17 protein-coding genes are annotated in these 22,020 nt (G+C 34.2%); 8 read left to right on the top strand and 9 right to left on the bottom strand.

The window, feature by feature from the left end:
• Window positions 1-87 precede the first annotated feature (87 nt).
• From ACEN2I_RS07330 to ACEN2I_RS07315, 4 genes are all read right to left on the bottom strand, one after another.
• On the bottom strand, window positions 88-2,532 hold the full coding sequence (locus tag ACEN2I_RS07330; RefSeq protein ID WP_441765663.1) for a glycoside hydrolase family 2 TIM barrel-domain containing protein: 2,445 nt from the start codon (window positions 2,530-2,532) through the stop codon (window positions 88-90).
• Window positions 2,533-2,664: 132 nt separating this feature from the next.
• Entirely contained in the window at window positions 2,665-3,528 is an 864-nt protein-coding gene (locus ACEN2I_RS07325) for a hypothetical protein (RefSeq protein ID WP_441765446.1), read from the bottom strand.
• Window positions 3,529-3,544: 16 nt separating this feature from the next.
• Entirely contained in the window at window positions 3,545-5,140 is a 1,596-nt protein-coding gene (locus ACEN2I_RS07320) for a RagB/SusD family nutrient uptake outer membrane protein (RefSeq protein WP_441765445.1), read from the bottom strand.
• A 12-nt stretch (window positions 5,141-5,152) separates the two neighbouring features.
• A complete protein-coding gene (locus ACEN2I_RS07315) occupies window positions 5,153-8,266 on the bottom strand; it encodes a SusC/RagA family TonB-linked outer membrane protein (protein ID WP_441765444.1) in 3,114 nt (1,037 codons plus the stop codon).
• Between the two features lie 546 nt (window positions 8,267-8,812).
• Here ACEN2I_RS07315 and ACEN2I_RS07310 point away from each other — a divergent pair.
• The 3 genes from ACEN2I_RS07310 (at window position 8,813) to lepA (ending at window position 12,247) form a co-directional block, all read left to right on the top strand.
• Window positions 8,813-9,529, top strand: a complete 717-nt coding sequence (locus ACEN2I_RS07310; protein WP_441765443.1) for an NUDIX hydrolase — start codon at window positions 8,813-8,815, stop codon at window positions 9,527-9,529.
• Window positions 9,530-9,551: 22 nt separating this feature from the next.
• Window positions 9,552-10,286, top strand: coding sequence for an NUDIX hydrolase (locus ACEN2I_RS07305; protein WP_441765442.1), 735 nt, complete (start codon window positions 9,552-9,554; stop codon window positions 10,284-10,286).
• 164 nt (window positions 10,287-10,450) lie between these two features.
• Window positions 10,451-12,247, top strand: a complete 1,797-nt coding sequence (gene lepA, locus ACEN2I_RS07300; protein WP_441765441.1) for a translation elongation factor 4 — start codon at window positions 10,451-10,453, stop codon at window positions 12,245-12,247.
• A gap of 321 nt (window positions 12,248-12,568) precedes the next feature.
• Here the strand turns inward: lepA and ACEN2I_RS07295 are convergent, their stop codons facing one another.
• From ACEN2I_RS07295 to ACEN2I_RS07285, 3 genes are read right to left on the bottom strand one after another with little or no spacing between them, the layout of a single operon-like run.
• Entirely contained in the window at window positions 12,569-12,766 is a 198-nt protein-coding gene (locus ACEN2I_RS07295) for a hypothetical protein (RefSeq protein ID WP_441765440.1), read from the bottom strand.
• Window positions 12,763-14,163 (bottom strand): radical SAM protein, encoded by a 1,401-nt coding sequence (locus tag ACEN2I_RS07290; RefSeq protein WP_441765439.1) that lies wholly within the window; start codon window positions 14,161-14,163, stop codon window positions 12,763-12,765. Before ACEN2I_RS07290 ends, ACEN2I_RS07295 begins: the two co-directional genes overlap by 4 nt.
• Window positions 14,153-14,893: a prolipoprotein diacylglyceryl transferase gene (locus tag ACEN2I_RS07285; RefSeq protein ID WP_441765438.1), complete on the bottom strand. Its 741-nt coding sequence runs from the start codon at window positions 14,891-14,893 to the stop codon at window positions 14,153-14,155. The genes ACEN2I_RS07290 and ACEN2I_RS07285 overlap by 11 nt, the downstream gene beginning before the upstream one ends.
• A gap of 395 nt (window positions 14,894-15,288) precedes the next feature.
• Here ACEN2I_RS07285 and ACEN2I_RS07280 point away from each other — a divergent pair, with 395 nt between their 5' ends.
• Together ACEN2I_RS07280 and ACEN2I_RS07275 are read left to right on the top strand one after the other, a co-directional pair.
• Entirely contained in the window at window positions 15,289-15,918 is a 630-nt protein-coding gene (locus ACEN2I_RS07280) for an outer membrane beta-barrel protein (RefSeq protein ID WP_441765437.1), read from the top strand.
• Window positions 15,919-16,084: 166 nt separating this feature from the next.
• Window positions 16,085-17,056, top strand: coding sequence for a helix-turn-helix transcriptional regulator (locus tag ACEN2I_RS07275; RefSeq protein WP_441765436.1), 972 nt, complete (start codon window positions 16,085-16,087; stop codon window positions 17,054-17,056).
• A 52-nt stretch (window positions 17,057-17,108) separates the two neighbouring features.
• Here ACEN2I_RS07275 and ACEN2I_RS07270 read toward each other — a convergent pair whose 3' ends face one another.
• Both ACEN2I_RS07270 and ACEN2I_RS07265 read right to left on the bottom strand, forming a co-directional pair.
• Window positions 17,109-17,588 carry a DinB family protein gene (locus ACEN2I_RS07270; protein WP_441765435.1) on the bottom strand — a complete coding sequence of 160 codons (480 nt, stop codon included), beginning with the start codon at window positions 17,586-17,588 and terminating at the stop codon, window positions 17,109-17,111.
• 93 nt (window positions 17,589-17,681) lie between these two features.
• The gene (locus ACEN2I_RS07265) at window positions 17,682-18,614 is read right to left on the bottom strand and encodes a 1-phosphofructokinase family hexose kinase (protein ID WP_441765434.1); all 933 of its coding nucleotides are present in this window, start codon (window positions 18,612-18,614) and stop codon (window positions 17,682-17,684) included.
• 723 nt (window positions 18,615-19,337) lie between these two features.
• Here ACEN2I_RS07265 and ACEN2I_RS07260 point away from each other — a divergent pair.
• The 3 genes from ACEN2I_RS07260 to ACEN2I_RS07250 are packed head-to-tail and all read left to right on the top strand — an operon-like array spanning window position 19,338 to window position 21,928.
• Window positions 19,338-19,577, top strand: a complete 240-nt coding sequence (locus tag ACEN2I_RS07260; RefSeq protein ID WP_441765433.1) for a helix-turn-helix domain-containing protein — start codon at window positions 19,338-19,340, stop codon at window positions 19,575-19,577.
• Window positions 19,561-20,505, top strand: coding sequence for a hypothetical protein (locus ACEN2I_RS07255; RefSeq protein ID WP_441765432.1), 945 nt, complete (start codon window positions 19,561-19,563; stop codon window positions 20,503-20,505). The genes ACEN2I_RS07260 and ACEN2I_RS07255 overlap by 17 nt, the downstream gene beginning before the upstream one ends.
• A gap of 55 nt (window positions 20,506-20,560) precedes the next feature.
• The gene (locus ACEN2I_RS07250) at window positions 20,561-21,928 is read left to right on the top strand and encodes a DNA cytosine methyltransferase (protein WP_441765431.1); all 1,368 of its coding nucleotides are present in this window, start codon (window positions 20,561-20,563) and stop codon (window positions 21,926-21,928) included.
• Window positions 21,929-22,020: the final 92 nt, after the last annotated feature.

The following is a 22,020-nucleotide window of genomic DNA, read 5'->3' as shown; positions in this document are numbered from 1 at the left end:
GTTTCCAAAACCTTTTAGATTTATAATTTTTATTTAAACCTTGTTTTTCCTGAAAGATTTTGTAAACCTTTCAGGAAGGTACCATATTTATTCTGATGTAATTACAATTGTTGACTGTTTTAATCCATTCGCTTTAGCGGTCAATTCCATTCTCCCGGCTTTATCACCAGACTGAACGATTACTAAACATTTACCACTCATCGCTGTGTGTTTTGAACCTTTAAACGATTCATGACTTACGGGATCTCCACTGCTCACTCCGACAATTTTTCCGTTTCCTTTTAAAGAAAAACTAATTTCATTATTTGCATTTGGAGCCAAGATCCCTTTCTCATCTAAAATAGCAACTGTTACAAAAGACAAATCATTTCCGTCTGCTTTTATTGTACTTCTATCTGCTGTCAATTTCAATTGTGATGGATTTCCTGCTGTTTTAATTTCGGTTTCTAAAACAGTTTTTCCATTTTTACGTGAAATAGCTTTCAGTGTTCCTGTCTGAAAAGGAATTCTCCACATAACATGTAAATCATCTCCTTTTTTGCTTCGGACTCCAACTGATTTTCCGTTAAGGAAAAGTTCAACTTCATCGGCATGATTGTAATAACTCCAAACATCAACCGTTTGCCCTGCTTTCCAGTTCCAATGTGGAAAAATGTGCAAAACCGTTTTGTCTGTCCATTCACTTTGGTACATATAATAGACATCTTTTGGGAAACCGGCTAAATCTACAATTCCGAAATACGAGCTAACTGATGGCCATTCGTATGGAGTTGGTTCACCTATATAATCAAAACCTGTCCAAATGTACATTCCCGAAAGAAAATCGTGTTTTTTAATGACTTTCCAGGTTGCTTCGTGAGTTGATCCCCAAGGTGTCTGTACCTGATCGTAAGCCGAAACCGTGTTTCCTGGATTTCCATCGGTAAATTTAATGTCCCATCTTACAGGCCATTTTTTTATGGTATCTGAAACAATATCATAATACCCACGGGTTTGCAAACCTGAAGTTGTTTCGGTTGCGATGAATGGTGTATTTGGAAAATTTTTTTGATGGTGCTCATAAGTCTGATGTGCATAATTATAGCCAATAAGATCTAAAACCCCAGATTTTGCTATGGCATTAAAATAGGTTTTTGCTTTATCAAACTGCAAAGTTACCTCATCAATATTCATATTTACCGGCGGATTCATTGCTGCTGTAAGTGGGCGCGTTTTATCATATTGACGTACAATTCGAGCCAACTCTTTTGCGATTTCAACACCAGTTTCATTCCATTGTTCCGGAATTTCATTTCCGATACTCCATATAAAAATACTTGGATGATTACGGTCACGACGCAATTGATCTGTTAAATCTTTTTCGTGCCATTTGTCCCAGTCATTTGCGTAATCGTATTTGGTTTTGTTTTGTTTCCACATGTCAAAAGCTTCATCCATAACAATGAAACCCATTTTATCACAAAGATCCAAAAGTTCAGGAGCAGGCGGGTTATGAGAAGTTCTGATTCCGTTTACACCCATTTCCTTTAAAATTTCTAACTGACGTTCGATCGCGCGCGTGTTGATGGCAGAACCCAATGGCCCTAAATCGTGATGCATACAGACTCCTTTTATTTTGACCTGTTTTCCGTTTAAAATAAAACCTCTGTTCAGATCAAATTTGAAATCTCTGATTCCGAAATTGGTTTTGTATTGATCAACGATTTTATCATCCACCGAAATTTCAGTAACTGCGGTGTATAATTCCGGTATTGCAACTGACCATAAAACTGGTGATTCAACTTGTGCATTTTGTTGGATTGTTTGATTGGCATTTGCGCCAATCTCTATATTTTGAGTAACCGACGTTACTTTTGTCTCTTCTTTAAAAATAGTTGTAGTCACTGTTGCTTTTTTTGAAGATGTATATTGATTCTGAATTGTAGTTTCAATATTTATGGAAGCGTTTTCAGCAGTAACTTTTGGCGTTGTCACATAAGTTCCCCATTGTGCAACGTGCAATTTGTCTGTGGTTTCTAACCAGACATTTCTAAAAATTCCTGAGCCAGAATACCAGCGTGAATTGGGTTGTTTTGAATTGTCAACCTTAACAATTATTTCGTTGGTCTTTTCTCCATAATTTAGGTATGGTGAAAGCTCATATTGAAAACCGATATATCCGTTTGGTCGTTTTCCTAAATAATGGCCATTTATCCACACTTCGCTGTTTTTGTAAACGCCATCAAAAGTAATTGAAGTTATTTTTGTGCTGTCTTCTGCAGCTACTTTGAATGTTTTTTTATACCAGCCTAAACCTCCGTTAAGTGATCCTCCTCCATATCCTGCCGGGCTTTTTTCATCAAATTTTCCTTCGATACTCCAATCATGCGGAACATCTAAAATTCTCCATTTGGTTGAAGTTCCAATAGTATCTTTGTCGGCTATACTATGATTTAAATGAAAACTCCAATCTGAATTAAAAGAAACTTTACGTTTAACAAAAGCATCTTGTTTTTTGCTGCAAGAGCCAAAAAATATAATTCCAATTATCATTACTAATGACAATCTATTACTTAAATTCTTTCTTTTGTCTTTCATACAGGAACTATTTTATTGAAAAAATATAAACATACCGATAAGTGAATTTTTAAGATCACTTATCGGTAGTTTATTGATGTAATTGAATTACGGTTTTGGTTTGTAGTGGAAAATGATTTGTGCTTTTCCATCATTAGGGTTTCTAGCCTGATCACGTAGTACAGACAAACGTAATGAAGTCTCCGTAAGTTCAACTACTTTTATACTTGTCCAACTGCTTGCATCAGGGTAATAATCACCTCCATAAAGCAATTCAGGACCATTGCTTAATGTCATTTTATTATTTGCAATATCAAAAGAGAAAAGACCTGTTTTAGTCGTTTGGCTTGTTGTAGCCTGAGCCGTTTGTTTTACAGAAACATTGTATCCTGCGTCCAGGTTAAAAGTCATTTCTCCCCAATCTTTGTTTGGCATAACCCAAGTATTACTTGCATAGTCAGGATACCAGTTCCAATTGTCACCTGTTTTACCAGGAAAATCTAAGCCTCCCCATCCAATTGGACTAGCCATATCCAGAACCCATGTTTTACCAGTAGCACCGTTAGTCAACATTGCCCATTTGGGATCTGTAGTTATAGAAGACAAATCTGTTGTCGTAACGGTGACACTTTTTGATGTTGCTGCTTGTACAGAACCTCCTCTTGCAAAGGCAGTGAAATAAAAAGTATAGGTTCCAGGAAAAGGAAAAATTATTTTATCTGATGATTTATTAGAGTGTCCTAATTCCGTGCCGGCAGCATCGACATATCTCCAATATGCAATTACATCAGGGTCTTCATTTTTTATTAGAATCTCATTTCCGTTTTCAGGATTTGGCGCTACTGAAAATTTAACATCAGCTGGTGTTAATGTTACCGCTTCAAAATTTTCGCGATCTTCAACAGGTTCGCATGAAAATAATAATGAGCCTATGGTTACTGCAGCTATTAATATATATAATATACGTTTCATAATCATTTGTTTTTAATTAATTCCAACCTGGATTTTGTTTAATTGTACCGTTTGAAAGGACTATCTGAGACTGTGGTAACGGGAACCAACCTAACGTTTCTGTTCTAAAAGTTACATTAAACTCTGTTCCGGTAGTATTGTCAATTGCTTCTTTAGCAACATCCATACCTTGTCTGATCAAGTCAAAATAACGTTGTCCTTCAAGAGCTAATTCAAAACGACGCTCTTCCATTATAGCAATTTTATCAAGAGTAGTAGCCCTGTGTGCTGTATCTTTAAAGGCTCTGTCACGAACTCTGTTAAAATCATCAATCGCTAAAGCTGCATTTGTATCTAAATTTAATTCAGCAGCCATAAGCAGCACATCTGCAAAACGTATAACTGCATAATCCTGATAGTTATCAATTTGAAAATTACCACCATTTGCTTCTACAACTGCTGTACCTGCTTCATTAGTAATTGGACAATATTTTTTCCATGAATATCCTGTATATTGACGCTGATCTCTTGCTTGCGGATCAAAATTTAGAGGCTGTCCTTTATACTCTTCTGTATTATAACTTATAATTGTAGCATCCCTACGAGTATCACCTGTCGCATAATCATTATATAATTCAGGATTTACAGTTGCACCTCCCCAACCAGTAGCATAGGGTCCTATACTTCCGCCACGAGGCGCAATATTTACCTGAAAACGGTTTCCTTCATTTAAACCCCAATCTCCTTTTCCTGAACCGTTAAAACGAACAGCCCAAACCATTTCTGTATTGTCTTCTCCTGCAAATTTATCAAAAGACGCAGCCAGCCAAAGATTTGCAAAATCAGCAACCAATCCGTGTCCGCTATTGCTTACTGCATCGTTGATATAAGTTGTAGCTTGTGCTTTTGTAACTACACCTGCTAAATCAGGTTTTTCGTAATAATCTGTGTAGAATAAAAATGTTCTTGCTAAATAAGCTTCTGCAGCCCATTTTGTAATACGCCCGTAATTTGCATTTCCAGCTTGTGAATAGTTTTCTGGTCCTAAATTATCTGCAGCGAATTTTAAATCGCTTGCTATTAAAGCATAAGTAACCTCAGGCGCTTGTCTTGGCAATTGAAACTCACTTGTCGTTACTGTATGATCCAGAGGAACAATATCTCCAAACATTTTTGCAGCTGTAAAGTGAAAATGCGCTCTTAAAAAACGTGCTTCTGCTTCGTATCTTGTTTTCAATGCTGTATTAGCTCCCCAGTTTACTTTGTCCAGATTTTCTAATAAAATATTAGCTCTGTAAATTCCTAAGTAAGCAAATTTCCAAACATCAGAGTTCATGTCTTTATTACTCACATATAAAAAGCGATCCCATTCAATATCAGCCTGAGCATCGGCAGTTCCGTATCCTCCAAAACAATCATCAGATGCTTGTTCACTAATTAATAAAGGTCCTCCGTAAGCTTCGCGTTGTAATACATCGTAAACAGCAATTAAACCTTCGTAAGCATCATTCGGTGTTTTATAAAAATTAGATTCATCCTTGTTTGTTGAAGATTCAGTATCCAGAAAATCATCTGAACAAGCTCCTAAAACAAATAAGCTTGACAGGGCTAATATTTTTATATATTTTTTCATCGTTTTCATAATTTAAAAGTTAACATTAAGACCCATCATATAGGTTCTGGGCTGTGGATAATATCCAACATCAATTCCTCTTGCCCATGGTTGTGTTAAAGTACCGTTACTATCTCTGTTACTATTTCCAAATCCAATTTCAGGATCCATTCCTTTATATTTAGTAAATGTAAACAGGTTATTGGCAGCAACATACAATCTGAATTTACTAAAGAAGCTCAGCTTGTTTGTTAATTTTGTAAAATCACATCCAATAGTAGCACTTTTAATTCTGTAAAAGTCTGCATCCTGAACATATAAATCAGAGAACTTTGTATAATTACCGTTTGTATCTGCTCCATAAGTAACTCTAGGAATTTTGTTTGAGCTTCCTTCTGTTGTCCATCTGTTTAATACTTCGGTAGTATTATTTGTGTAAGGGCGTGTTGGATCATGAACTCCAAAAACGTTTTGACTTCCTGCTACACCATATGTATATACAGATATATCGAATGCTTTGTAAGAAAGATCAAAGTTTAAACCATAAGTAAAATCAGGATTTGGATTTCCTATTTTAGTTTTATCATTTGCATCAATTTTTCCGTCATTATTTAAGTCAACGAAACGAACATCTCCAGGTTGTGCATTTGGTTGTACACCGGCAGCAACTTCACTCGCATTTTGAAAAATTCCTGCTGTTTTTAATCCGTAAAAATAACCAATTGGCTGTCCAACCTCAACACGGTTCATCTCATCTGTTCCCTGAAACAATAAGTTTGTTTCTCCGTGAATAATTCCTTCACTGTTGGCAACTCTAAGAACTTTGTTTTCATTGTGTGAAATATTTCCGTTTACAGAAAAATTCCAGTCTTTTCCAAATTTAGTACGGTAGGCCAACGCAACTTCAATACCTTTATTTTGAATATCACCTCCATTAATATATGGCGCTGTTGCTCCTGCATAAACAGGAATGGAAGCAAGAACTAACCAATCTTTTGTTTTTTTATCATAATAGTCAAACGTTAAAGTAAAATTATTGAATAATGTAGCATCAAAACCAAAGTCTGTTTGCTCTGAAGTTTCCCATTTTAAACCTGGATTTGCAACTTGGTCAGGACTTGCACCTGTTTGCAATGTTTCAGTTCCTGTACCAAAATGATAGTTCTTATTATAAGTACTAATTGTAGACATATAAGAAAAAGCAGGAATCTGATCATTACCATTCTGACCCCAGCTTACTCTAAGTTTAAGATTATTTAATATTTTATTTTGAGGAAAGAAACTTTCTTTATCAACATTCCACCCTGCAGAAACTGAGGGGAAATTTCCGTACCTGTTTGCAGATGCAAAGTTTGAAGAACCGTCTCTTCTAATTGTTGCAGTAAATAAATATCTGTTATTGTAGTCATACAGCAAACGTCCGAAATAAGATTGAATTGCATAATCTCCACGGTTTCCTTTTACTGTATTTGATGTTTGATCTGTAGCATTGCTAAGGTAAGCGTGTCCAAAATCATCAAAAGTTAAGTTTCTTCCTGTCCCTTCCATAAAATCTGACGTATTCTTTTTGGCAGAAGTACCTGCCAAAACATCAAAATTATGTACACCGGCAATTGTAGTTTTATATTGTAACGTATTTTCAAAAATCCATCCTAATGACTTAGTAGCATTTTGAGTAACACTTGAAACCGTATTATTATCTGTTGTTGACAGGGAATAAACCGGTCTGAAAGAACGGTAGTTACTGTCTGTCATATCAACACCAAAACTAGTTCTGTATGTAAAGTTTCTTAAAAATTTTAATTCTGCAAAAATATTACCCACATAACGGTTTGATTTTGTTTCATTAAAATTATTGTAGTATAATGATCCAACCGGGTTACTAACATCTGGCGCCACTATTGACTTTGCAAAATTTCCATCTGCATCATAAGCTTCATCAATTGGTGCTGCGTTTAAGAAACTTCTAATACCATTACTATAAATTCCCTGATCTGCAATCCCAGAACTTTTAATATTGGCGAATGAAAAATTCTCTCCAATTTTCAAGTGGTTTTCAATAACTTCTGAAGTTGAATTTACATTGAAAGTCACACGGTCATATTGCGATTGACTTGTTGCACTTCCAATCATACCTTCTTGCCCGTAATATGACAATCCTGTAGAAATTGTAGATTTTTTATCGCCACCGCTGATAGTAAGCGAGTGATTTTGTTTTATTGCACCCTCGTTGAATAAATCACTTTGCCAGTCATGATTTGGAAATGCAGCAATCTGTTCCTTTGTATATAAAGGTGTCAGACCAGAATTTATACGAGATTCATTCATAATAGTGGTGTATTCCTGTGTATTTAATAAATCAAGTCTTTTAGCTACTTGCTGAAAACCCGTATAAGTATTAAATGATACATTTATTTTCCCATCTTTACCTTTTTTAGTCGTTACTAAAATAACACCATTAGCTGCTCTGGCTCCATAAATAGATCCTGCAGAAGCATCTTTAAGTACGTCAATTCTCTCTATTGCAGAAGGGTCAAGGTATCCAATACCATTATCAACCACTACACCATCAACTACATAAAGCGGTGTACTGTTTCCTGCCGTTCCTACTCCACGAATGTTCACTACCATTCCAGCACCGGGTTGCCCTGATGATGAAGTAACATTTACCCCTGAAGCCTGACCTTGTAGAGCATTTACAACATCAAGACTCGCAACCTGCTGAATATCTTTTCCAGACACTAATGATGTTGCTGCTGTGTTTACCTTTTTCTTTTGAGTACCATATCCGATAACTACAATTTCTTTAAGTTCATTGGATTCAGTTTGTAGTGTAGCATTGATAACCGATTGAGACCCCACAGTAATCCGCTGTGTTTTAAATCCCATAAAACTGATAACAATTACATCACCTTCTTTAGCGTTTAATTTATAAAAACCATCAAAATCTGTTGAAGTTGCATCTTTTGTTCCTTCAACCATAACACTTGCTCCCGGAACTCCCATTCCGTCTTCTTCAGATTTTATGTTTCCACTTATCGCTTTCTTTTGCGCTTGTGCAAAACCAGACTGCATCGTAAAAATACTTAGCAACAGTGCCATATAAAATGGGAGCATCGTTGTTCTAATACAATATTTGCTTTTCATAATAATTAATAATTTGTTTAAAGTTTGTTGTTAGTTGTTTGTAATCTAAATGCGAATGCGAAATATTTTTTCCCTATTTATGAGTAACATAAATCTTTTGCTAAAACTTTTTAAGATATTTTTATTCATGCAAATGAATCTATTGGTTAATTTCAGATTTAATTTTATAAAAATCATTCTGAATTTTAGTTGCACTTTGTCTTTTTTAAATTAACTTATAGTCAAAAAGTATTTATCTTATGGTTAATTTGACTACAAGTGTAGTGTAATTTTTCTATATTAACAAAAAATTAGGCTTATTTTTTATAATTCAGATAATAACAATGTAATTTTTATTGATTATTTAAATTTAACGAGTGCGCCATATTAAACATTATTAATAAATCAACACTTTATTGATTAAATTAATAATGATTTAAAATATTAATTCAAATTAATGAATGGTTTTTTAAATATTATTAATATTTAATTGCTGAATTAAAAATATATCCGTATTTACGAGTGTAATATTATTTTATTTATTTAATTTGTTGAAATTTTAACAACATGGTTGACAATTTGGATGATGATAGTATTGTAAAGAATGGCTCTTCAGTGATGAATGCCATTACGATTGACTGTGTTATTTTTGGTTTTGACAAAGGAAGCCTTGAAGTTCTTTTAATTCAGCACGCAGAAGGAATAAGCAAAGGAAAATGGGGACTTCCGGGAGGCTGGATCAAAAAAAAAGAAAGTACAGACGATGCCGCTCACCGACTATTAAATGAACTGACAGCGTTAGATCATATTTATCTGGAGCAATTGAAAGCGTTTGGAAATCCCGATCGTTTTCCACTCAGACGTGTGATCACAATTGGTTATTATGCCCTAATTAAAAGAGAAGATTATAATATTCAGGCAGGTTTTACAGCATCGGATGCCAAATGGTACAAGATCAATCAAATTCCGGATTTAATTTATGACCATAATGAAATATTGGCTTACAGTCTAAAACATTTACGCGACAGAGTACGGCAGGCACCAATTGGGTTTAATCTATTACCGGAAAAGTTTACATTGTTGCAATTAATGCATTTGTATGAAGAAATATTAGGAATAGAAATGGACAAATCTAATTTCAGACGTAAAGTTCTTCATATGAAACTGCTCGCTGCATTGGATGAAAAACAACAAGATGTTTCGCACAGAGCAGCAAAGCTATACAAATTTGATTCGGAAATTTATACAAAACTTACTGAAAAAGGATTTAATTTTGAATTTTAAACCAGCCTCATAAAAGCAAAAAATGGCATTTTTACACTCTAAAAAAACTCGTGAAATTAGCGAAACAGTTTCAGAAATTCAGAAACCCGTTTTAGACGGAATCACGATTGATTGTGTCATATTTGGATTTAACAAAGGAAACCTGGAAGTACTTCTGGCGCATCATGCCGAAGGAGAAAGTGTTGGAAAATGGGGACTTCTTGGTGGCTGGTTAAAAAAAGATGAAAGTTCTGATGATGCAGCTCAACGAATTTTATATGAACTTACGAGTCTTGACAATATTTATCTGGAGCAGTTAAAAGCTTTTACAGATCCGAATCGTGTCGCCGGAAGAAGAGTAGTAACCATTGGATATTATACACTCGTAAACCGTGAAGACTATAAGGTCAAAGCCGGATTAACCTTGATGGAAGCGACCTGGCATAAAATTAACGCACTGCCTGATTTGATTTTCGACCATAAGGAAATCATGGATTTCAGCTTAATGCAACTTCGTAACAAAGTGCGTCAGGCACCCATTGGATTTAATCTTTTGCCTGAAAAATTTACCTTATTGCAACTAATGCATCTTTACGAAGAAATATTAGGAATTGAATTAGACAAATCTAATTTCCGGAGAAAAATTCTGCACATGAAACTTCTGGTTGCCTTAGATGAAAAACAACAGGACGTCTCGCACAGAGCCGCAAAATTATACAAATTTGATTCTGAAATTTACAAAAAACTCACCGAAAAAGGGTTCAATTTTGAGTTTTAAAACTTCTTTTAAATCCCGGCATCCAACAATCAGTCATCTTCATTCCAGAATCCAAAACTTTGCGCTATCTTTGCGCCTTAATAACATGCTCTACAGCAATTGCTATAGCATCATTTATACCCGAAAAAATACTTAAAACTCGTATAGAGAATTGACAACATAAAATGAAGAAGATACGTAACTTTTGCATTATTGCACACATTGACCACGGTAAAAGTACATTGGCAGACCGATTATTAGGCGCTACGCAAACCGTTACAGCCCGTGAAGAAAAAGCACAATTGCTTGACAACATGGATCTGGAACGAGAACGTGGAATTACCATAAAAAGTCACGCCATTCAGATGGAATACACTTATAAAGGAGAAGAATATATTTTGAACCTAATTGACACTCCTGGTCACGTTGACTTTTCATACGAAGTTTCTCGATCTATTGCCGCCTGTGAAGGTGCACTTTTGATTGTGGATGCTGCACAAAGTATTCAGGCACAAACGATTTCAAACTTATATCTCGCTTTAGAAAATGACCTGGAAATTATTCCGGTTTTGAACAAAGTTGATTTACCAAGTGCTAATCCTGAAGAAGTTAGTGATGATATTATCGATTTATTAGGATGTAAATTAGAAGATATTATTCACGCCTCTGGAAAAACAGGTTTTGGTGTCGAAAATATCCTGGCTGCCATTATAGAAAAAATTCCGGCTCCAAAAGGAAATAAAGACGAACCATTACAGGCATTGATTTTCGATTCACATTACAATCCGTTTCGTGGTATTGAAGTTATTTTCCGTGTTGTAAATGGTGAAATCAGAAAAGGGCAAAAAATTAAATTCATGGCTACGGGCAATGAATATTTTGCTGATGAAGTAGGAACTTTAAAACTAAATCAGGTTCCTAAAAATGTAATTTCTACTGGAGACGTTGGGTATTTGATTTCCGGAATTAAAGAAGCGAAAGAAGTAAAAGTTGGTGATACACTTACCGATGCCAAAACGCCAACCACCAATATGATTACCGGTTTTGAAGACGTAAAACCAATGGTTTTTGCCGGAATTTATCCTGTTGACACCGAAGATTATGAAGATTTGCGTTCTTCTATGGAAAAATTGCAGCTGAATGATGCTTCGTTAGTTTTTACTCCCGAAAGTTCTGCTGCTTTAGGATTTGGTTTCCGTTGTGGATTCTTAGGAATGTTACACATGGAGATTATTCAAGAGCGTTTAGAGCGCGAGTTCGACATGACGGTAATTACTACAGTCCCTAACGTTTCGTATTTGGCGTACAGCAAAAAAGAACCAGATGTTCCATTCGTTGTTAACAATCCTTCAGATTTGCCTGAACCTTCTCGTTTAGACAGAGTTGAAGAGCCTTTTATCAAAGCAACCATCATTACAAAAGCTGACTTCGTTGGAAACGTAATGAGTCTGTGTATCGAAAAACGTGGTCAAATTACCAATCAAACGTATTTGACAACTGAGCGTGTTGAATTGAATTTTGACATGCCTTTGGCCGAAATTGTATTCGATTTTTACGATCGTTTAAAAACGGTTTCTAAAGGGTACGCTTCTTTTGATTATTCCCCAATCGGAATGAGAACTTCGAAACTGGTAAAACTGGATGTTCTTTTGAATGCTCAGACAGTGGATGCACTTTCTGCCCTGATTCACGAAGACAACGCTTACAACATCGGTAAAAAAATGACCGAGAAATTACGCGAGTTAATCCCAAGACAACAATTTGATATTCCGATTCAGGCTGCTATCGGTGCCAAAATCATTGCACGTGAAACCATCAAAGCACTTCGTAAAGATGTTACCGCAAAATGTTACGGAGGAGATATTTCGCGTAAGCGTAAATTGCTCGAAAAACAGAAAAAAGGTAAAAAACGTATGAGACAAGTTGGAAACGTTGAGATTCCGCAAGAGGCTTTTATGGCTGTTTTGAAATTGAACGATTAGTCTTTTTAGAAGAAAGAACAAAGAGTAAAGAATATAGACTAACCCAATGACGTAAAAGTTGTTGGGTTTTTTGTTTAGGTTTGAAAGAAAATGTATTTAAGTAAATAACAGCAGTAAATTTTACAACAGAGTAACAAAGATTTTTTAGCAACAGATTATTACAATCTTCAGAAAATTTAATGCTTAAAATCATTTTTTTCATTAACCTGATAATTATGAAAACTAAAAAATTCAACATTCGCACAGAAATTCCGGTAGAACATCAGGAAATAGTTTTAATAAGTAACACAAAATCAATGACGAAAACTGTTGTTTATTTTGTTATGAAATAAGACCTCCACAAATCCCCAGCCCCACAATTAAATATACTACCGCTAAAACAAATAACACTTTGGCTGCTTTTGGATTGCCTTTTTTTATTGACAATCCGATTATAGCAAATAAAATTGGAGGACCAACCATTATCAAAACAAAAAACAGAATCAATCCATTTAAATTTCCTACTTCTAATGCTATCATATACTTTCCACTTTACTTCTTAATTCTTCTAATCTTTCTATTTTATCGTCTCTGTAAAACAAATTCATGGATTCAAACGGAATGATTTTATTGTCTTTATTTACAATATGCACACATGATTTTTTGATTGCTCTTACATCAAAATTATAAGCATCAATAAATTGCATAATGATGATTCTGAACAAATTATCATAACTTAAATCCGGAGCATCAATATTAGGGAGACAACACAAAATAGATTTTAAATTCTCCTGAGCTACCTCTACAGAATTCCCGGTACTGAAAAGTTCAATCATTTTTCCGTGAAGCACTTCATCTTGTTCGTAAATAATCGTGTTTTTACTATTGTCTAATAAATCATTTGGATTGATATATCGTGTTAATGGAAAAACCTCATCTCCTAATTTCAAGGCGTATCCCATGACCAAAGCATCAGGATTGCAAGGCACCGGAAGCAAATCATCTGAATTAAAAATAGAAGTCTGCTCAAAAATTTTCCTTCGAACTTCAGTTAAAGTCATCCTGTCTGTTTCAGGATTAAAATTATCCAGTCTTCCTGCAATTTGTGTAGGCTGAAAGGTAACACCTCTAATACATTTTTGTTTTAATGCAAAGTCAATTATTTTACCTATTTCATTATCATTCAACCCTTTTTGAAGCGTCACTACCAATGTGGTCGATAAATTTACTTCGTTTAAATTTTCAAGAGCCTGCATCCGTATGTCACGTAAATCAGCACCACGTAATTCCTGTAAAACACTGTTTTCAAAAGAATCAAACTGTAAATAGATTTCAAAATCCGGAGCATACGCTTTCAGTTGTTTGGCAAATTCTTTGTCTTTCGCAATTTTAATTCCATTTGTATTCAACATTAAATGTTTAATAGGAAGCGTTTTTGCATAATCTAAAATCTCAAAAAACTGAGGATGAACTGTTGGTTCTCCACCACTAATCTGTACAACGTCCGGTTCTTTTTCATTTAAAACTATCGTGTCCAACATCATTTTCACTTCCTCCAAAGTCCTGTGTCTGCCATAAGAGGGAGACGATCCGGCATAACAAGTTGGGCAGGTCAAATTGCATCTGTCTGTAACTTCAATTACTGTTAAACAGGAATGTTGTTCATGATCCGGACACAAACCGCAGTCATAAGGGCAGCCATAATGTGTCTTAGTATTGAACGTATAAGGTGTCTCAGACGGCTTATTGTAGTTTCGGATGTTTTTATAATACGGAATATCGTCTGCAATCAACACTTTTGAATTTCCGTGCTCAGGGCATCTTTTGAGCATGTAAACATTATCATTTTCAAAAACAATTTTAGCATCAATTCGCTTCAGGCATTCCGGACAAAGACTTAAAGTAAAATCATAATACGTATACTTTCTAACAGGCATTTTTTATTAAATTTAAAATGGTTTTATGATAATATAGCAGACAAATTAAGCATAAAATCTGAATGGTACTCAATCCTAAGAAAAAGAAATTATTGGGCTTTAAAAACTCGATCAAAAACCGAAAAGAAAAATAAGCAATCATAAAATATTGAAACAGCAAACCGCTTTTTAAGTCTTTGTTCTTTACTTTCCATAAAAAAAAGAATAGAAGGGTCAGGAAAATTAACTCATACAAAGAAAGAGGATGTCTCTTTAGATTATCTCCTAAATTCATTCCTAAAAAAAAAGTAGTGACTTTTCCATAAGTAAATTCATTTGTACCTGATAAGAAACAGCCAATTCTACCAATAAAAATGCCTAAAATGATGGGGAATATAAACAAGTCGCCCGAGGATTCTTTTTCCCCAATCCTCTTTTTTACCCATTCAACACCCAAAAGTCCACCAAATAATCCACCCATTATCGTTTTTATATTAAACAAATTTAAGAGTGATTGTAAATCTGAAGGAAAAATGGGGTTTTCTAGAAAACCTACAATCCTAGATCCTAAAAAAGCTCCGATAGCAGCCCCTAAAATAATAGATAACCGATTAGTTGAAACAATTTTATCATGGCTTTTTTTGCGTAAAAAAACATAGTAGCGATACCCAAAAAAGAAAGCTAAATATTCTAAAACTAAATGAATATTAATTTCATAACCAAAAACGATAGGTTCAAATGGAATTGTCATTTTATAAATGATAGAATTAAGTATGGTTATGAAATAAAATATAATTGTAAAGATGCGAAAAAATTGTAGTTAGCTTTCAATTATAAAATGCAATCATTAAAAATCTCATGTAAATGGCTTAAAGCCAAAAACGATTTTATCAAATTCCCATCATCTTATTGAATTGTAATCTGATAAAATTGCAAAAGGTATGAAAGAAGATGCTAAATAGACGTAAACAACAATACATTATCAGTCAATGCATTAACCAATACTTTTAAATATTTACAGGTTTATTCTTACTAAATAAATTATTTTTACATAAAATACTGATTTTTAACATCTTAATTACAATATAGAGGTAATTTCTCACACAAAAATTATATCTTTATTTATGAAACCCAAAAATTATTATTATGAAAACTAAATTCTTTATTATTTTATTAATGTTGACGTTTGGATTTGTAAACGCACAAGAGAGAGAAGCAGAGGCAGAAATGAATTCGGCGAAAGGAGTGAGTTTCGATACAGGTGACATGTTTATCGAAGGAGGAATTTCATTTAGTGATTCCGATGATTCTAATTCATACTCTATTAATCCCAAATTTGGTTATCTGATAGCACATAATTTTGCTGTCGGTGGTGATTTAGATTTTGGCGGCAGTAAAACGGATGCCACTGATTCTAAAACTACTTTTTTTGGTATTGGTGTTTTTGCCAGATATTACTTTTTTGAGGCAGATTCTAAACGCTTTAAAGCATTTGGCGATATAGGATTAGGCTATAGCCATGCGCGTGATGAAGGTAATGTTGTTGGAGGAGGAAGATATGACGAAACTACTAATGGCATTAAAGCCAATATTACACTTGGGCTTAATTATTTCTTCACCAAAAAATTTGCTGCTACCTTTGTTCTGGCTGACATCCTTACTTATAACAATGCTAAACCCGAAGATGGACCTTCGTCTAATTCTTTTGAATTAAACATCAATTTGTTTAATAACATTTTTGCCCAGCCAAAATTTGGATTGCTTTATAAATTTTAAAATTTAATTTGTTTCAGATTTTTTTACATTAAATTCAACCGCAATTTTGTAAATTTTTTTCAACAAACTGCAAAAAAATTATAACCCGATAACTTTAGTTCTCGGGTTTTTTGTTCGTTTCAACCTTTGTATCTTTGAACCGCAGAACCTCAGTAACTCAGAAAAAATGCTCGACGAAACACCAAAACGATTTGACCGGATTGTAGCCATCTTGATTCAGCTACAATCCAAAAAAATTGTAAAAGCACAGGAATTAGCCGATCGTTTTGAATGTAGTTTACGAACTATTTATAGGGATATTCGAACTTTGGAAGCATCCGGAGTTCCTATTTACAGTGAAGCCGGGGTGGGTTATGCGTTAATGGACGGTTACAGATTGCCCCCCGTTATGTTTACCCGCGAAGAAGTGAGCAGTTTTATCGCAGCCGAAAAGCTTATGCAGAAATTTACTGATCCATCTCTTGGAAATCATTATGCTTCGGCAATGTATAAATTAAAGTCGGTTTTGCGAAGTACAGACAAAGACTGGCTTTCCAATATAGAATCAAAAATTATGATGCAGGCTTCTGAGCCCATGTTTAATGATAACTCACCTAATACTCTGGCTCTTTTATTTGAAAGTATTGCTGAGGAAAAACAAATTCAGCTTTTATACAAAACCTTAGAAGCTGAAGAAGCAAGCCATAGAAATATTGAACCTGTTGGTGTTTTTCATGAGAATAACAACTGGTACTTTTTAGGCTATTGCCATTTACGTAAAGATTACCGCCAATTTAGAACAGACAGAATTCAGGGGATTAAGAAAACAGATCTGAAATTTACTATCGAACATGATTCACTCGAAACGTTTCTGAACAAAAAAGACCAGCCAAGTCCAAAAACAAAAGTTCGAATCTCAGTTCAGAAAAAAATTGTAAAATACCTGCAGACCGAAAAAAAATATCATGGTTTTGTTTCTGAAAAAGAAGTGGACGGACAAATAGAAATGACCTTTATGTCCTGCGATATAGAAAGTGGTTTTCCGCGTTGGTTTTTAATGTTTGGTGATTATGCAACGATTTTAGAGCCGGAAGAACTCAAAAAAAGAACTTTAGAATTACTAGAAATCAATAGAGAGCGGTTATTAAAAAACTCCTAAGAAGAAATTTCACTTTCAACATTAGGAGTTTTTTATGTACTCTTCTGTAAATTTATCTTTCCCAGAAAAAAGGGGGTTCAATCCCTAAAGCTCTGAGGTACACATAACCTTGTCCGCGATGGTGTATTTCGTTATCTATCAAATACATGATATTCTGAATTACCGGAAAATTATATTGGCCAAACAAATTAAAGCTTTCATTAAAATCTTCAATCGTTAATTGCTGCCAATATTTATTAATTTCTGCAGTCGCTTCGTCCCATTTTTCAAGATATTGTGCTTTAAAAATCAGATTTTCAGATGCTTCTGCATAGGGTGCTGTATCTTTATTGATAATACCTTTCATGGCAGGAGCTCCCATTGCCAAAAATTCGTCAACTAATTTTGCAAACGGCCGCATTCCGCCTATTGAAAATTCGAAAAAATCTTTTTCAGGAAAAGCCTCAATCACACGACGTGTAAGAGCTCTGTGTCCTTGCCAGTGCTTTAATAAATCTTCAGGAGTAATAACTTGCGCTTCTAATGTTTTCATAATTTAAAGTTTTAATTTTTTAATACTTCAAAATTATTGAGGGCTGGTGACAACAGTTTGTCAGCAGGAAAAATTATTTTTTATATAATCTCTTTATTTATCCTTTAGCCATTCAAACAGTCTGTTTGCATCTTCAAATTTAAATAATTGAGTCCCTTCGTTCATCGTTGCTGCCGACCCACAGGCAACTCCCCATCGAACAACTTCCTTCAGGCTTTTATTCTGCGATAATGCCCAAACCATGCCTCCAACCATACTATCACCGGCTCCCACGGTACTCTTTTTGGCAACATTGGGTGCCGGTACAAACTCATACTCGTCTTTTGTAACCAAAACTGCTCCCTGCGGACCCAGTGAAACTACAACAATTTCAGCTCCGCCTTTAGCAATTATTCTTTTTGCAGCTTCATTTACATCATCCGTTTCTAAGCGTTCTACACCAACTAATTTCGCCAGTTCACCAACATTGGGCTTAATCAGATATGCGCCAGTTTCTAAAACCTTCTTTAAAGCCTCGCCTGAAGTATCAACAATTACTTTAGAATTTGATGTTTTTCCAATTTCAGCAACCTTCTGATAAAAATCGGATGACAAACCTTCATTTAAACTTCCGCTGGCCACTAAAAATTTTGGCTTTAAATTCGAAATAGTTTCCAAAAGCTTTTTAACTTCTGAATGTGATAAAACATCCCCTGTGAATCCAAAACGATATTGTGAATTAGTATTGTCATCTACGGCAATAAAATTTTCTCTTGTTGCCGTTTCGGTTTGAACGACCTCAAAATCTATTTTTTCTTTAGTAATCAAATCCTTTAACATTTCGCCAACGGAACCGCCAGATGTAAAGACAGCTAATGAACTTCCGCGTAAGCGTGCTATAGCTTTCGAAACATTTATTCCGCCTCCGCCAGCATCAAATAAAGGATCTTTACACCTGATTTTCTGTTCGGCAATCAGTCCAGAAAAATGTGTGCTTTTATCTACCGAAGGATTTACTGTTAGCGTTACGATATCATGTAGTTTCATTTTTCCTCTCTTTTAAATGGTTTTCACAAAGTTTTTTTTGAGCATTTACTTGCAATTTACTAAAATTAAATCCTACATCCATTCTTCACCAAAAATTAATTTTAAAACAACTTTAACCGTCTAAAACACTAAGAATCATGCAATTCATATTTCGTCCGAAATGATAAATTCTAAAGAAAATAAGCCTTTTTGATCCGGGATTGCATGATAATTAAAATAGCGATTCGCTATTCTCTTCCGATACTTGATTACAGGTTTTTTATCCCTAAAAGTAGTATTTCAGGTTTTCAAATCTCATTTAGCATGAATCGATACTATATTGGGCGGGCCACCATCCCAATAAGCGGGCACCGCACATAACGGTTATTCGCCCACTTATCAGGATGCTGTCAGGCTGTCCGCGTTACTTCGGTAACCTGCTACCATCCTTCACGCGGCTACAAGAACTCCAGAATAAAGAAACAAATTTTGTTTTTCTAAGTTTGTGACTATTATCTATATTTGAAAAAATAATGTGAAACAAACATTCGTATATACATCCAATTTTGGGTAGATTGGCGCTACTTTGTAGCGTGTATATACAAGTTATATGCAAGCGTTGCGCGACGAACAAAAAATACACATAAAATCAATTTAAGAAAAAACATTCTTATTAAGATGCTAATTATAGTATGTAGTATGTTTTGAATACTAAAGTTAGCTTTGTGCAGACTTTAATTAGCAATGGAATCTAAAAACGAAATATTAAATTTATTCGGAGAAAACGTTAGAAAATATAGACGCTTACTCAACATTTCACAAGAGGAATTAGCCTTTAAAGCTAATCTTCACAGAACATATATTGGAATGATTGAGAGAGCAGAAAAAAACATAACCCTCATAAATATCGAAAAAATTGCTAATTCTTTAGAAGTCAAAATAGAGGACTTATTAAAAAATAGCAATAATGGAAATAACGATTGAAGAATTTTCTCAACTACTTGATAACAAGTATATAATTATTGAAGCTTTTAGAGAACACTCAAAAGCTTCTGAAAAATATATTGATGTAACATTCGTCCAAATAGATGGTTACACCTGGAAAGGTTCGATTCCATATTTCTACAGAAGAACAGGCCTTTTCATTGAAACTGCCAATGATTTAGTTGATTATTTAAATGAAATTTATCCTCAATTTACTAAAGCAGAAATTGAAAAATTTCATGCTCAAGAAAAAAAGAGATGGGATGATGAAATGTCAGGAAAAAAAACTACTAAAGAATTCTTTGAAAACTTACTTGACTTTGATTGGAAAAGTGTAAAATATGATTTACCAAGTAATCCAAATTGGGCTCGCAGAATACAAGACATAAAAGAATTCGGTTACACTTTAGCAACTGATACAAGAAGAATTGTAAAAGATAAATATGAAACAGACACTCACATTTTGCTTGTTCCACTACCAAAAGGAGGAGTCACAGGATATGAAGTAATGTCACCTGTTTTTAAAGCTAAAGCTATTTCTGTAATGGAATCAATCAATGTTTATGAATATAGTAAAGCCAACAAACACGGTTTGCTACCTGACCATAAATTCCCTGAAATAAGATGGGATGAAGAAACCAGAGCAGAAAATCCTGAAGAAATGCCTAACAATGAAATTAAAGAAAAATTTCAGCTTGTAGACAACCAAAGAAATCAACAAAAAAGAGAAGTTTGCCGAAAGTGTTTTCAAACAGGAAAAAGAGGAAAACTTTATGGTGTTAACTTTTACTATGAAGGTAATGAAAATTGGGATTTAGAAATTCCAAAAATAGGTAAAGAAGCTGAAAAAGGATGTGTAGGTTGTGGATGGTATGATATTCAGAAATGGAGAGAGAGTTTAAATGAATTGATAGAAAAAGGCAAATAAATTGCATACTAAAGTTATCATTTTTTTGTAACTTTGCATTATATAAATAAATATTATGAGTAATAAATTGACATTTGGTAGTGTTTGTTCAGGTATTGAAGCATCTCAATTAGCTTTTAGTCCTTTTGGTTTTAAGCAACTATGGAGTTCAGAAATTGCCGAATTTCCTTCAAAAGTACTTGAACACCATTTTCCTGAAATTCCAAATGTTGGAGATATGATTAATATTCCTAAAGCAATTCTAAATCGTGAATATGAAGCTCCTGACCTTTTTTGTGGCGGAACTCCATGTCAAGCATTTTCATTAGCAGGATGGAAAAATGGACTTGCTGACGAAAGAGGACAACTGACAATGAAATTTATCGAAATTGCAAATGCAATAGATAAAATAAGATTGGAAGACGGTAAAGAAGAAACCATTGTTCTTTGGGAAAATGTTGAAGGTGTTCTAAATGATAAAACTAATGCTTTTGGAAACTTTATAGCTGGCCTTGCTGGTTTTGATGATGAAATAAAAGTTAACAAATGGACTAAATCAGGCTATTTACAAGGTCCAAGTAGAAATGTAGCATGGAGAGTTATTGATGCTAAATATTTTGGTGTGCCACAACAAAGAAAAAGACTTTATGTATTAGCTGGAAGTAAAGATTTTCGTCCTGACCAAGTTTTATTTGAATTTGACAGCAAAAATATAGTAACGGAATTGAAGATAAACAAACAAAATAAATCAAACGAAACCTTAATTAATTTATTTAGTGAATCTACTCCTAAAAAAGAAAAAATTGTTGAAAATATATTTTACAAAGAAAATATAAAGTTTGAAATTTTCAGAGAGTACACAGATTGTCTTTACGCAGCCTATGGAACAAAATGGAATGGTAATGCTGCTGCTTATAATGGTTCATTATATATTTCACAAAATGAAAGAATTAGAAGACTAACACCTTTAGAATGTGAAAGATTGATGGGATTTCCCGATAATTACACGTTAATTAATGGAAATAGTGACACTAATCGCTTTCAAGCAATTGGTAACTCTTGGGCTATTCCAGTAGTAAAATGGATAGGTAATCAAATAAATATTTTTTCAAATCAAGAAACAAATCAAGAAACAATTTGTTGGTTCAAATCAACAAAAAGAACAGCTAATAATTTAAATGCTGACTTATTTCTTCTCGAAAATATAATTTCAATAAATCAAAAATTATATCTAAATAGTTCAAATATTCCTAATATTCCAATTACAAGTGAAATAAAAGATTTAGTTCAAGTGAATAATGTACCTGAAAAATTTTATTTAAGTCCACAAGCTTGCAAAGGTATTTTAAGACGAAAAGTTGAAAGAAACATGAAAATGAATTCTCAATTGGAAAAAATAATGACTAAAATTAGTTCAGTAGAAAAGGAATTAATCACTGCTTAACAAAAACGCCTGCATGTAACAGCTAAGGGATTCGTTGCGTGCGTAGCACGAACAATGAAGCCCGTGTTGAACGGAACCGCTGAGATTCCGCA

The sequence above is a fragment of the Flavobacterium sp. W22_SRS_FK3 genome (genome assembly GCF_052113665.1).
In the GTDB taxonomy this organism is placed as follows: Bacteria; Bacteroidota; Bacteroidia; order Flavobacteriales; family Flavobacteriaceae; genus Flavobacterium.
The sequence above is the reverse complement of the archived record's forward strand: the minus strand, read 5'-3'. Positions and strand labels throughout refer to the sequence as shown.